Consider the following 12591-nt stretch of genomic DNA (forward strand, 5'->3'; position numbering starts at 1 on the left):
CTTTAGCTTGCAGCTTGCCCGTCAGCCTGCTGTTGTCCGTTCTGAGCTCCGCCGCCGTTCTGGAATTGCCCTCGGCCACCGCCGCCGCCAAAGCCTCCACCGCCAAATCCGCCTAGACGAATCGACTCCGCTTCCTGCGTATCGTCCTTCAGCTGTACAGTAATAATATCATCGGCCTTCAAATCAGCCAGCGTCTTGTCCGTTTCCGTCATCTTGCCGTCCGTATTGGTTACGGAGACGATCTTGGTCGCATCGGTTACGGTAATATCCATGGTCTCATCCGAGAACATATTCGCCATGCTGCGCTGGCGCCCGCCTCCATTGCCTTGTCCGTTGCCGGCTTGAGGCGCAGAGCCTGCATTGCCTTGGGCCTGATCACCCGCTGGAGGATTACCGCTTGGTGCTGCATCACCTTGATCCGGCGCTTCGCCTTGCGGAGGTGCTCCCTCCCGTCCGCCGCCCTCCGGTCTTTGGAACGATGATTTATAGATTGTAATGGTTTGACCGTTAATCGACTTGATCTTGCCGATTGTTCCCATCATCGCCCGGCCTTGGAAGCCTTGCTGTCCCTGATTCTGCCCCTGGGCTTGGCCGCCGGCAGCTGTTCCGTCCGAAGTGCCCGTTTCTTCCGACTTAGAGCCGCAACCCGCCAAAGCAACCGTGATCGCGACAGCGCTTAATACGATTTTCCAGTTATTCATCTCTCGTATTCCCCTTCTATGGTCTTTTAATTGCATTGTAGCAGACCAATATGAACGAGAAATGAACATGTCGCTTAGATAAACAGGTTAATGCCCGACTGGTCGGCTTGCCCCAAATAATAGCCTACACCCGCCATTTTCACACCCTCGATAAGCTCCTCCTGCTTGATTCCCATCAAATCCATCGACATTTGGCAGGCTACAACCTCTACGCCTTGCGCAATTGCCGACTCAATAAGCTCTTCAAGGGAAGCTACATTATTGTTGCTCATAACCCCGCGGATCATCTTGGCTCCCATGCCCATCATATTCATTTTGGACAGACCAAGCTTCCTGCTGCCGCGCGGCATCATCATGCCAAACATGCTTCCGATCAGACTTTTGGTTACGGGTACCCTTTCGGATTTGCGGATGACATTTAATCCCCAGAACGTAAAGAACATCGTGACCTTCTTGCCGCTCGATGCCGCGCCATTGGCAATAATGAACGAAGCAATGGCTTTATCGAGATCACCGCTGAAGACGATCATCGTGCTGTTGTCCCCGCCTTGGGACTTAGCTGGAACACGGATCGCAGCAGATGATATATCGCCCTTCCTTAGAAAAGCTTCTATCGTGCCGTCCGGATGCTTCGTCAGCTTCTCGACCCGGTTATGCGTCATGCCTGCCCAGGCCTTGATATCCTCGTAAAAGCCCGGATCTGTCGCGGTTACCTTCAATACCTCTTCCGCTTGCAAATCGTCCATCCGCTGCTTCACCTGAATAAGCGGACCCGGGCAGCATAAGCCGCAAGCATCCAAGGAGGCATCAGCTTGCAGATCAGCATTTATTGCAGCTGACGCAGCAGCGGCTTCCTTCACTCCGGCAATCGCAGTATCAACCAAGGCTGCTTCAGGCTGCTTCTCATCCTGCTTTGGCCTATATTGAGTCAGCTTGTAAGTCTTGAAGCCGCCGGTTAAATTCTTCACTTTAAAGCCGTTTTGCCGCAATATGCGGGAAGCCGTGTAACCGCGAAGGCCAACCTGGCAGTAGACCCATATCTCTTTATTGCGGTCCAGCTCATCCAGACGGCCGCGAAGCTCGTCCACCGGGATAAGAATCGAACCCGGGATATGACCGTTATCATGTTCCATTTGCGATCTTACGTCAACAAGAACCGAACGCTCTTTGTCTCGGGCAACAAGTTGCTCCGCAACAAATACTTCTGTCAAGCCGGACAAAATATTTTCGGCGGTATAGCCTGCCATATTAACGGGATCCTTCGCTGATGAGAAGGGAGGGGCATATGCCAGCTCGAGCTCCGTCAGATCAGTGACTGTACCTCTTAAGCGCATAACCGTGGCAATCGTATCGATCCGTTTATCCACGCCATCACGTCCAACAGCCTGAGCCCCCAAAATCCGGCCGGCTTCATCAAAAATCAGCTTAAGCGACAACGGCACGGCCCCCGGATAATAGGCGGCATGCGAATTCGGATGGACATAAGTCACCTGATAAGGGATGGCTTGAGCCCGAAGGGACTTCTCGTTGCTGCCGGTTGATGAGCCGGTAAGGCCAAATACTTTTATAATGGAGGTGCCTTGCGTACCTTTGAAGGTTGTTTTCAAGCCTGCCACATTATCGGCGGCAATCCGGCCTTGCTTGTTCGCCGGACCCGCAAGCGGAATGGCCGTCTGCCTGCCGCTGACGAAATCCGCGACTTCAACCGCATCCCCAACGGCATAAATATCAGGCAGATTCGTCTCCATGTGCTCATTGACCAGAATATGCCCGCGTGAACCAAAGCGAAGGCCGCTGCCTTGAAGAAAAGCCGTATCCGGCGTTACGCCAATAGCCGAAATAACAAGCTCCGTCCGAAGTATAGCGCCGGAAGAAAGACGAATCTCTATGCGGTTATGTTCTGCCTCGCTAAATAACTGAACCTGTTCGTTAAACAGCAGCCGAACCCCGTTATCCTCCATTTCGCTCGCCATCATTCCCGCCATCTCAGCATCGAACGCAGACAAAATCTGATTGCCGGATTGAACAAGCGTTACGTCCAGACCTAGTTCCTTCAGATTTTCCGCCATCTCGATGCCGATAAATCCGCCTCCAATCACAACAGCTGAACGCGTTTCCTCCGCCGTTACTTTTTCCTTAATCCGGTCGGTATCCGCAAGATTGCGGAGAGAGACAATAGAAGAAAGATCCGCGCCCGGCACGTCAAGTCGAATCGGCTTTGCACCCGGCGATAAGATCATTTGGTCATAGCTTTCCTCGTATTGCTCGCCGCTTGCCAGATTCCGGACCGTTACGGTTTTGGCTTCCGGGCTGACCGCAATAACTTCGCTTTGCGTGCGGATATCTAGATTAAATCGTTTGAACATGGCTTCCGGTGTTTGAACAAGCAGCTTGCCGCGCTCCTTGATTGAACCGCCAATGTAATAAGGCAAGCCGCAATTCGCGAACGATATATAATCGTTTCGTTCGAACATCATAATATGCGCCCGCTCATCCAATCTGCGCAGTCTTGCTGCTGCGGAAGCTCCTCCCGCAACGCCTCCGACAATAATGACTTTTTTACTCATGCTGTTTAATGCCTCCTGTTGTTATCGAACTATAGTATGAATGGCGACCGGCTAGGACTCGTCTTCGGTAAACATTGCTTCAATCAATTTCGCGATCTTCGGCGAAGCGATTGTATAATGAATTTCCAGCCCGCTTCGCTCGGCAGCAACAATCCCCGCGCTTCTCAGCTTCTGCAAATGCTGCGATACGGTAGACTGCGGCAGATCCAGACAGTCCTGCATAAACGACACATTGCACCGGCCTTTCTGAAGCAGTCCCTTCACGATGCACAAACGTACCGGATGCGCCAATGCCTTCAGCATGTCGGCAGCATCGTCGTAGGCTTTAAAGTTGTTATCCATTTCTCCACTCCTCTAGTCTGTCATTGAATCATAATATCTTAATATTACGATATAAAGATATATAATGCAAGCTGAGCATGTAATAAAAAAAAAGACCTGTTGTCAGGTCCTTTCGTTTGTTGATAAGGGTTAGCCGGAGGCTCCCTCCCGAGGAAGCTCTTTTCTGTTGCCGAGCAGGAACATCGCCGTGCCGATCCAGCCGCATATCGAAGCAATAACGAGCAGCACCGTTAACGATACACTGTCGGACAAGCCTGCTCCTAACAGCGGACCCAACGTGCCGCGGATGCCAAAGAGCATGAGATGAACGCCAAATACGGCCGCTTCCCTGCCCGGAGCAAGTCTGGATACGAAGGCCAGGATGCCGATATCCCATATGGCCTCGCCTACGCCTTGAATGCCGTTGCCCAGAATAACGGCAGGATAAGTTCCCCATACCCCATATAGCATCGGTACAATCGCATATGCGCTTATCCCGCATAACAATACATGCTTAATATCAATCCTGTCGATTAGCCGACCCGCAATGAGATACGTAAGCAGCAGCCCGGCATAATAAGCGATTCGGGCAAAGCCGATCTGAACATTGCTCAAATCCAGCACGTCCACCTGAATGATCTGATACAACGGATTAGCCATCATATTGCCGAAGCCGGAGAAAGTCGTAGCCACTAAAAATACGGCAAGCTTGCGGTTGCCCGACATCAGCGACCATTGATCGCGCAGCGAGAATTTGGCCGCATTCCTCGACTGTAAAGGCACGGGCTGCTTGGGCAGCCGGAGCGAATTAAACAGGAAAATGGAAGCTACGCCAAAGATAGAAGCGGTAATCAAAGGACCTGAAGGACCTGCATCGTCTGCCCATCTCCCAACGATATACGCTAGAGGAATCATAAGCACGCCGCTCGCTACCCGTACATACCCCATCAGTCTGCCTCTAACATCCGACGGGTACATCCGAGCGACTAGAGAAGCATAAGCCGGTGCCTGGATCCCCATTAGGATTTGGAAGGCCAGAGCGGTTGTCACATAAACGGATGGATAAGGGAATAAGGCAGGGAAAATGATCAGCAGTCTGCCAATTACGTTCGGTATAATGACAAACGGTTTGGGATTGCCCGTCTTCTCGATCCAGGCTGCCCAGATCGGGGAAAACAAGAGGCCTACCGCCGGTGCGGCGGACAGAAGTCCAACCTGCAGCTTACTCGCTCCCTCTTGAATGGCGAAAGGCATAAAAAATTGATTCAATACAACGTTAAAAATACTAAATAGCAAAGTTGCGCTTAAATCAATACGCGCATTAAACCAGACACGCGGCGTCATCTGCATGCCCAGCTTATAGACACTTCCCTTTGTCTCCATCTCCTGCAATCCTTTCGCTCCACAATCCATTTTTATATTTTTCGGGTCTGTCTTTCCCATTAGAGCAGAGATTACAGCAAAGCGCAACAGTCATTTTTTCGACCGGCTTACAAAAAAAATCGGTCCGCAATTGGACCGAAGATGACATCTCTTCCCTTACATGATTAGGAGCAGCAAGCCGAAACAGACAATCGATGCCCCGGTATAACACCAAGCCGCCGTTTTGCTGCAATCCCTTAGCCGCCAGATCCGGACCAGATATCCAATGGTAAACCCGACCGAGATGATCATAATCCCCATCATGATGCCATCCATAAACGGGTCATTCATCATGCCGCCCGCACCGCTGCCATGATGCTGCATATTGTTCCATTCCCATGCGCTAATGCCGCCAGTGAGCAGCAGAGGAATTAGCAAATGTATGCCATGCACGACGATTGGAAACAACATGCCGCCAAGAGAAAGAAGGGAGCTGCGCGGCAATCGCTTTTCGGACACGAGTAATCGCCTCCACTCCTGTTGCATTACAAACAGTATATGGCTCTAACTCGCATAGATTCGATTTTTTTCACGGGACATGGTGTCGTACAAGCACAAAAAGAAAGCAGACATCGTCTGCTTCCTCGCTCCGTTATTGCGGCTGTTCCTTGCCAAGGAAGCGCCAGAAATTCCGGTTGAACAGATCATCCAGATCCCGCTTGATCTCTTCCTCCGTTACTTTCCATCCGTTGTTGTATAAACGCTCGTATTTCGAAGCCAATACTTGTCCGATAATACGGCGGGAATGCTCCCACTTGTAAATCAGCTGCTCGAACACCCTGCAGTCCGAATGCTGAGGAATTACGGAAGTACCGAGCAGCTCGAGGCGGAACTTCGTCATTTCCTCGACCATCGACTCGATGTGAAGGAACCACCAGCAGCCGAATACCATCAGATTGCGGAACTTCCGCGCAAGCACCGTCAGCTCATGCTGATTGCTGCGGGCAAGCATGGTAACGAGAAATTTTTGCGTCGGGTAACGTCTGCACAACGCTTCAACCGCGGTTACATCCGAATCCATGCTCATGTCGCCGGCAAGGCGAAGCTCCGGATTAACGCGGCGGCGGACGCCAATCATGAGGGCAAACGGAATGCCATGCTCCTGACAGACCGGCACCATCGCTTCATCAATCATGCGGGTACGGTGATCTTCCGCGGGGTAAACAAAATCCCCTGGCATGGATACAGCCAAATACAAAGCATCCATACGCGCGATCCACTCCGACAGGAAGCGGCGAACCTCTTCCTTCGTCCGTTCGGTCCATTGCTCGGAAGCTTCATAACCAAGCGACTGAAGCTGCGCGACCGCGCTAGGCCAATCATTCAGCAAAGTATCTACCCGAAGGGCAGCCGAGAAACGGGAATCCGAGTTGCCCCCGCGGTTCAGCCAAACGTCGCGTTCTTCCGGATCAAACGGATCATTGGTCATGAGGACGTGTTTGACATTCGAGATTCGAAGCACTTCATCTACCTGCTCCGCCGTTGTACGGCTGGCAAGCGCTTCGCGGTAGTCATTCAGGTTACGCGACGAAACGTCCAATCCGAGGCGATGCAAAATGGTAATAAAACCGTTCGCCGCCTCGCTGATCGGCGTATGTTCGATAAACAGCTTGTTCCAGATCCAGTCTGCCTGTTCCCGCTTCGTCATCGCCCAGAACGCTTCATACGATTCCTGGTCATTCGACCAGCGGAAGGACTCCGAAATAAGATAATGATAAATAAGAAGTTCATCTATGCCCCACAGGAGCAAATTACCGAAATCAGCGGAAAATAAATGAGTATGCATATCCGTTACCGGCATGGTCTTGGCCAGCCGTTCGACGGTTTCTTTCATGGTAGTGATGGATTCGATGGCCAATTGTTCCTTGATCATTACGATTATCCTCCTCGACTTGTCCTGTACTCATCGTACCACCGCGGGAGGCGAATCGCTTCTATCCGGTTATCGTTCATCGCGAGCCTATTTATATCTGGTTGGTGTCTTCGGATGCCGCGCAGTATAATGGATCTGCAGTCTAATCAAATATGCGGAGGACAGCATGCGTACTCAAGACCATTATTCCCTTCCGATTGAAGCCATGTATAATACATCCCAAATTCCGACCGACTTCCATTCCCATCTGGAATACGAGATTTACTATTTCCATAGCGGCAAATGCAAGCTGCTGATCGGCGACAGCATCTATGAGCTTGCACCCGGCAACCTCATCCTTATGAATGGCATGACCCTTCACTACCCGTCTATCGATAACCGTTATGAATATTGCCGTACAGTCGTTCACTTCAATCCCGCTTTTGCTTCGGGGTTATTGCAGCCGCCTTTTCTTGTTCCCCTTCTCCTCCCTTTCGAGAAACAGACCAACCGTCTAATTTCGCTTAAGCCGGAGGAGCAAGCCCGAATCGAGCCGCTGCTGGAACGGCTATGCTTCCTGCGGCAAAGGGAGGATGCGTTGTCTCATGACCGGTTGATTCTTTGTTTTCAGGAGCTTCTGCTGCTCATTTACGAATTCGCCAATATGCCAAGCTATGGACAAGCATCCCCGCCAAAGAGCATTAAGCATCAGAATGTCCAAAAGCTGATCTCCTATATCGAAGAGCATTACCGCGAGGATTTGCAGCTTGATGACGTCGCCGAATACATGCATCTAAACAAGCATTATCTGGTGAAAATCTTCAAGGAAACAACCGGTATCACGCTGTTTCACTACCTGTATCAACGCAGGATCAATCAGGCCAAAATGCTGTTCACCATGCATCCGGACCGTTCGATAACGGAGACGGCGTTTGAGGTCGGATTCAAATATGTCTCGCATTTCAGCCTAACGTTCAAAAAATTTACCGGACAATCGCCCGATGATTATCGTAAAGGGATTGCCCGGTCATTTGAGTAAGTGGATATGACTATTGGGACTGGAACTTTACGCGGATGCCGGTTAAATAAGTCTGCAGCACGACCTGAATGCTCTCGTCCAAATTAACCGGCAGTCCAAAACCGCCGCTCCGTTCAAGCGTTGCAAACCCGTGCATAAAGCTGCGGAAGCCTCTCACGAGATGGATCGTATCTTCCTGCTTCATCTCAAAAGCAAGTTGCATCACTTGAATAATAAGCTTAATAAGCTCTTCGCTTGTTCTGATCAGCTCCGCATTCTCGGAGTGCTGGGCAGGAAGCGTTGCCTCATACAAGCCCGGGTGCTCTCTTGCAAAACCTATATAAGCAAGCCCTATTGCAAAGACGGCATCATCGCCTGATCTGCCGGCTGCCGCCCGGAGCAATTTATCATGCAGACTCTTCAATCCGTACAAGGACAGTTCTTCCTTCAGACCGCTTAATCCATCTACATGATTATACAAAGAGGGGGAACGGACACCCAGCTCCTGCGACAGCGAAGCCAGAGTCACGGACTCCAGTCCGCTCTTGTCAGCGAGCTCAGCTGCCTTGCGTATGATGGTTTGCAAATCCAATCCTATTCTTGGTGACATCGCTTATTCTCCCCTTCTCTTGAATCTCGTGCGTGGTTCCGCATTAATGAATGACCGCATCAAGCTTGCGGGATGCCGCCATTATCGCCTGTTCCATCGCGGCTTCCGGATTTGCAAGCATTTCTCCGTGTCCAACCGCAAGTAAAGTTGGCTTCAGCTTAAGCAGCTTCATCGCACTGCGAAGGGCTTCAATGCTATTCCAGGTAGCCATCGCAGGGAACGGGAACCAAGGCTTCATTTGACCGCTCACCGCAATTCCCCCCCGAATCTGGAAGGCATCCCCTGCAATCAGCGCATGGCTCCGCGAATCCAGGAAAGACATCGAACCCGGCGTATGTCCCGGCGTCAAGACCGCAAGCAGCGAGCCAACCCGGTCGCCATCCTGCAGCAGTACATCCGGGCGGGTTACAATTTTATCAGGCTTTGGCACGCCGCCCCGGATTGGCGTATTCGCTTCATTCGGGTCCAGGGAACGGTCGCCGTTAAGCAGACGGGAGTCCCTTGCGGAAATATATACCGTGACATCGGGCAGCTGCTTCTTAAGGGCATCCAACGCTCCGATATGATCGCTATGCGCATGCGTCAACACGATGCGCGTAATCGGTTTGCCAATCTGCTCGGCTGCTTTCAGAATGGCTGCCGCGTTATTGGGCAATGCGGCATCAATTAACGTTAAGCTTTTTTCTTCCTCTACGAGATAACAATTAACCGGGAATACATTAGGCAAGTAAGTAAGCTGATAAACTTGTTCATGACGTGTCATTTTCATAATTAATTAACCACCTTCGCTTATAAACTAATATCGTTAGTTTTATAATAACTAATACCATTAGTTTTTGCAAGAGGGATTTTCCTCTTCTGACGACACAAATGCCAGTTTCGGGAGTTTGACCGCCTTCCCCGTTATTAATGTTAGATGAGTGATGCGGCATGTGATCGCTCATGAAATTCACCATATCGGTCAATTGTCCAGATGGTCACGAGAGATCGGAAGAAGGCCGGTTACTGCCAACTTGATTAGAGAGGCTTGTTCGATCATTAACTTGAAACGAATAAAACCCACCCTTTTGCATAACGAGTACGGCAAAAGAGTGGGTTTTATATCAATCGGGCTATCACCTATTATTCGACAGTGGTTGCTCCATCCTTTTTAAAGATCGTTCCATCATCTTTGATATAATCATAGACATTGGTGCTGATGTCGATCAGCGTTTCTTTTCCGTTTGAATACTCATACGTTTCGTTTTTCACCGGAAGTCCCGTTTCTTTATCGACATAAGAGATATAAGTCTGATTGGTCACTTTGTCATTCATGGTGAGCTTCTCCAGCTCCTTGCCGTCCTCGGAGGTTACCGTACCGAGATGGATATAGCCCGGGCCTTGCATATGTGATTTGAATGCTTCAAAGGTGAATTGTGGCGAAGGATCCTTTACAGTTTCGAAAATGCTGCTCTTCTTGAGAAGTTTATGGTCGGCCGTGTATTCACGGTGCTCGCTGCGGAACTGCTTGGTTGTCGGATTGTACCAGTGTTCGTTTTCGAAGAATTTGCTGCCGTCAGCTGTTTCATAGGTATTGAAGACATGTTCGATGTTGCCTTGCGTCTGTTCGGTATTCGCAGCAGCCGAGTCTGTCGTTTTCGGGGCGGTAAGCAGGACATTTTTCGGCACTGCGTCGCTGCTGTTGGCCGCATAAGCCGCAAGGGAGCCAAGACTGCCGATGACGATAGCCGAAGCTACCACCATTCCCGATATTTTTTTTACACTGCCCAATTTACTTGTTCTCATGTTATTCCCTCCGTTTTATAGTCGTTTGTTCGGAATCGTGATTCCTTCTTGCCTCCTTACTATAGAAAAGCAATATCTCAGAACTATCGAAAAGTTGTAAATTAGATGTTAATTCTGAGGGAATAGTATTTTTACTTGTGTACCGACTTCTTCCCGGCTAGTAATCTCGATTTTTCCTTCATGCAGCTTTACGATCTCGGAGCAGATGGCAAGTCCCAGACCAGCACCATGCTGCGATCGTGTCCGAACTTTATCCACCATAAAGAAAGGCTCGAAAACCTTGGGCACATCCTGCTCCGGAATACCGATTCCTTCGTCCTCTACTTCAATGGCATAGTAGGTATGATTAACGAGATACCCCTTAAGATAGATCCGTCCGCCTTTGCTCGAGGCCTTTATGGCGTTGTCCAGCAGGTTGGTGCAGACCAAGAGGAACAGATCTTTGTCGGTAAGCAGCCGGTAGGGCTCAATGGACAGAATCAGCGTTAGGTCTAATCCCTCTAATCGGGGCTGGAGGGCTTCTTCAACTTCAAGACATAGCGGCATAATATCCTGATGTTGTAGCTCTGGCTTTTCGTTGCCAAGGAGAATGAGATCCATCAGCTTAAAAGATAAGCTCTCCAGCCGTCTGCCTTCGGAGTAAATATAATTCATCGCTTTGAAGAAAACTTTTTCATTATACTTCGTTGTGCGCAGCAAGTCGGCATACCCGATAATCGAGGTTAGCGGCGTCCTCAGCTCGTGCGTAAGAAACTCTATAAATTTCTGGCGCCGCATCGCGGTCAGCTCAAGCTCATTTACTTTTTCCTCGACAGCTTCGGCCATCCTGTTGAAATTTTGCGCCAGAATGCCGATTTCATCCCCGGAGTGTACGCTGACCCTCTGCGAATAAAGACCGCGGGCAACCGTCTGGGCGGACTCTGTAAGCGATCGGATCGAGCGAGTCAAATACCGAATGACCCCATATAAACCGATCCCCAGAATAAAGGTAACCAAGATATTAATTTGAAAAAACAAACGGATCTGTGCAGATTTGTCGCTGTATACGCCGGAGATATCCCGAATATAACTCATGGTATAGTTCGTCCCGCTGAGCGCCAGTTTACCGGTTACGAACAGATAGGTTTGCTTGCCGATATCCCGTAGAATGTAGGTCGGCCTATCAGAAGAAGGAGCATTTAGCTCTGGCCGGTAGCCGGTGATCGGTCTTTCGAAATTATTAAAAACCTCCACTTGAGCCGAATTACGGAACTCTAGAAAAATCCTGTTGTTTTCGAAAGTGCGTGTATACTTCTGAGCATTGTTCCGGGTAAAATGGGCAGAGTCCTCAGACGTGCCCCCCATATTATTGCTGAGAGAAATTGCATAAGACCAATCGGACTGCAATTGTGAGGCTATGATGCGCCGCTCGGTCAAACCGAGGTCGATTTCGGTCTTCAGATTTCGGTTGAAATTGTGTTCGATGAGATAAAACGAGGCACCGTTAAACAGCACCTCGAAGAGGAGGAAGGTACAGAGAAAGACCTTATGCCATAACTTCATTGATGGTCCTCCAGCCGGTATCCGAATTTATATACGGTTTTAATGTAATCCTCCAGCTTCAGCTTCTTGCGGATTTTCTGAATATGAATGTCCACCGTACGTGTCTCTCCCATATATTCGTAGCCCCATACCAGCTCAAGAATACGCTCTCTGGACATAGCTTTATTCTTGTTGCGGATGAGAAGGAGAAGGAGCTCGAACTCCTTCATCGTAAGGTCGATTACCCTATTCCCGCTTCGTACTATACGTTCTTCAAGATTGATCTCTAGATCGCCAAACACCAAATGATCGTGCTTCACCCCGTACCGCCGAAGTACGGCTTCAATTCGTGCAAGCAGCTCCATGGATTCGAAAGGCTTGACGATATAATCGTCGGCTCCCATCCTTAGACCCTTGACCTTATCGGCTAGGCTCCCCCGGGCAGTCAGGAGAATGACTGGCAGATTGCTGGACTCCAGCTCTTCCATGATTTCAAATCCGTCTTTTTCCGGGAGATTAACGTCAAGCAAAATTAAATTCGGTGCATAGGTGTCGATTAGTTCTAATGCTTCAGAGCCATTGAAGGCTTGTCTCGTGTCATACCCCGCAATCTCAAGATTCAAGCGGATTAGATCGGATATGGCCACATCATCTTCAACAATTAATATTTTTTCCATAGTAACCTCTCTACTTCCAACGGATGTCAGTGCATGTATATAGTATGTGCAATAATAGATTTATCTAAAAATTATAGCTTACCTAAACTACAGAGGTGTTTTCCAAGTTGTAAATTA

12 protein-coding genes and 1 pseudogene are annotated in these 12591 nt (G+C 49.6%); 2 read left to right on the forward strand and 11 right to left on the reverse strand.

The genetic code is table 11. The annotated features are described in order from the left end of the window. Positions 1-2: 2 nt before the first annotated feature. The 6 genes from M3194_RS18415 to M3194_RS18440 all read right to left on the reverse strand — a co-directional run bounded on the left by M3194_RS18415 (position 3) and on the right by M3194_RS18440 (position 6884). Positions 3-701 carry a hypothetical protein gene (locus M3194_RS18415; protein WP_251655543.1) on the reverse strand — a complete coding sequence of 233 codons (699 nt, stop codon included), beginning with the start codon at positions 699-701 and terminating at the stop codon, positions 3-5. 74 nt (positions 702-775) lie between these two features. Continuing rightward, on the reverse strand, positions 776-3268 hold the full coding sequence (locus M3194_RS18420) for a DsrE/DsrF/DrsH-like family protein (RefSeq protein WP_251655544.1): 2493 nt from the start codon (positions 3266-3268) through the stop codon (positions 776-778). Positions 3269-3319: 51 nt separating this feature from the next. Then, positions 3320-3610, reverse strand: a complete 291-nt coding sequence (locus tag M3194_RS18425; RefSeq protein WP_251655545.1) for an ArsR/SmtB family transcription factor — start codon at positions 3608-3610, stop codon at positions 3320-3322. A 129-nt stretch (positions 3611-3739) separates the two neighbouring features. Next, positions 3740-4972, reverse strand: coding sequence for an MFS transporter (locus M3194_RS18430; RefSeq protein WP_251655546.1), 1233 nt, complete (start codon positions 4970-4972; stop codon positions 3740-3742). Positions 4973-5128: 156 nt separating this feature from the next. Next, positions 5129-5470: a hypothetical protein gene (locus M3194_RS18435; RefSeq protein WP_251655547.1), complete on the reverse strand. Its 342-nt coding sequence runs from the start codon at positions 5468-5470 to the stop codon at positions 5129-5131. 133 nt (positions 5471-5603) lie between these two features. Next, on the reverse strand, positions 5604-6884 hold the full coding sequence (locus tag M3194_RS18440) for a glucuronate isomerase (protein ID WP_251655548.1): 1281 nt from the start codon (positions 6882-6884) through the stop codon (positions 5604-5606). Positions 6885-7050: 166 nt separating this feature from the next. Between M3194_RS18440 and M3194_RS18445 the strand changes: the two genes are divergently transcribed. Further along, a complete protein-coding gene (locus tag M3194_RS18445) occupies positions 7051-7902 on the forward strand; it encodes an AraC family transcriptional regulator (protein ID WP_251655549.1) in 852 nt (283 codons plus the stop codon). 10 nt (positions 7903-7912) lie between these two features. Here M3194_RS18445 and M3194_RS18450 read toward each other — a convergent pair whose 3' ends face one another. Then, positions 7913-8491: a TetR/AcrR family transcriptional regulator gene (locus tag M3194_RS18450; protein WP_251655550.1), complete on the reverse strand. Its 579-nt coding sequence runs from the start codon at positions 8489-8491 to the stop codon at positions 7913-7915. Positions 8492-8534: 43 nt separating this feature from the next. Continuing rightward, a complete protein-coding gene (locus M3194_RS18455) occupies positions 8535-9260 on the reverse strand; it encodes an MBL fold metallo-hydrolase (protein ID WP_251655551.1) in 726 nt (241 codons plus the stop codon). Between the two features lie 151 nt (positions 9261-9411). Between M3194_RS18455 and M3194_RS18460 the strand changes: the two are divergent. Continuing rightward, positions 9412-9513, forward strand: a pseudogene (locus M3194_RS18460) (DinB family protein); the annotation flags it as partial. 100 nt (positions 9514-9613) lie between these two features. Here M3194_RS18460 and M3194_RS18465 read toward each other — a convergent pair. From M3194_RS18465 to M3194_RS18475, 3 genes are all read right to left on the reverse strand, one after another. Continuing rightward, positions 9614-10276, reverse strand: a complete 663-nt coding sequence (locus M3194_RS18465; RefSeq protein WP_251655552.1) for a hypothetical protein — start codon at positions 10274-10276, stop codon at positions 9614-9616. 108 nt (positions 10277-10384) lie between these two features. Next, positions 10385-11818 carry a sensor histidine kinase gene (locus M3194_RS18470; RefSeq protein WP_251655553.1) on the reverse strand — a complete coding sequence of 478 codons (1434 nt, stop codon included), beginning with the start codon at positions 11816-11818 and terminating at the stop codon, positions 10385-10387. Continuing rightward, the gene (locus tag M3194_RS18475; RefSeq protein WP_251655554.1) at positions 11815-12474 is read right to left on the reverse strand and encodes a response regulator transcription factor; all 660 of its coding nucleotides are present in this window, start codon (positions 12472-12474) and stop codon (positions 11815-11817) included. Before M3194_RS18475 ends, M3194_RS18470 begins: the two co-directional genes overlap by 4 nt. Between the last annotated feature and the right edge of the window lie 117 nt (positions 12475-12591).

Source organism: Paenibacillus glycanilyticus, from assembly GCF_023715145.1.
Taxonomy (GTDB): Bacteria; Bacillota; Bacilli; order Paenibacillales; family Paenibacillaceae; genus Pristimantibacillus; species Pristimantibacillus glycanilyticus_A.

Coding starts and splice junctions, on each gene's coding strand:
- M3194_RS18450 (WP_251655550.1), bottom strand. CDS start 8,491: ATGTCACCAAGAATAGGATTGGATTTGCAAACCATCATACGCAAGGCA.
- M3194_RS18475 (WP_251655554.1), bottom strand. CDS start 12,474: ATGGAAAAAATATTAATTGTTGAAGATGATGTGGCCATATCCGATCTA.
- M3194_RS18470 (WP_251655553.1), bottom strand. CDS start 11,818: ATGAAGTTATGGCATAAGGTCTTTCTCTGTACCTTCCTCCTCTTCGAG.
- M3194_RS18415 (WP_251655543.1), bottom strand. CDS start 701: ATGAATAACTGGAAAATCGTATTAAGCGCTGTCGCGATCACGGTTGCT.
- M3194_RS18445 (WP_251655549.1), top strand. CDS start 7,051: ATGCGTACTCAAGACCATTATTCCCTTCCGATTGAAGCCATGTATAAT.
- M3194_RS18455 (WP_251655551.1), bottom strand. CDS start 9,260: ATGAAAATGACACGTCATGAACAAGTTTATCAGCTTACTTACTTGCCT.
- M3194_RS18425 (WP_251655545.1), bottom strand. CDS start 3,610: ATGGATAACAACTTTAAAGCCTACGACGATGCTGCCGACATGCTGAAG.
- M3194_RS18465 (WP_251655552.1), bottom strand. CDS start 10,276: ATGAGAACAAGTAAATTGGGCAGTGTAAAAAAAATATCGGGAATGGTG.
- M3194_RS18430 (WP_251655546.1), bottom strand. CDS start 4,972: ATGGAGACAAAGGGAAGTGTCTATAAGCTGGGCATGCAGATGACGCCG.
- M3194_RS18440 (WP_251655548.1), bottom strand. CDS start 6,884: ATGATCAAGGAACAATTGGCCATCGAATCCATCACTACCATGAAAGAA.
- M3194_RS18420 (WP_251655544.1), bottom strand. CDS start 3,268: ATGAGTAAAAAAGTCATTATTGTCGGAGGCGTTGCGGGAGGAGCTTCC.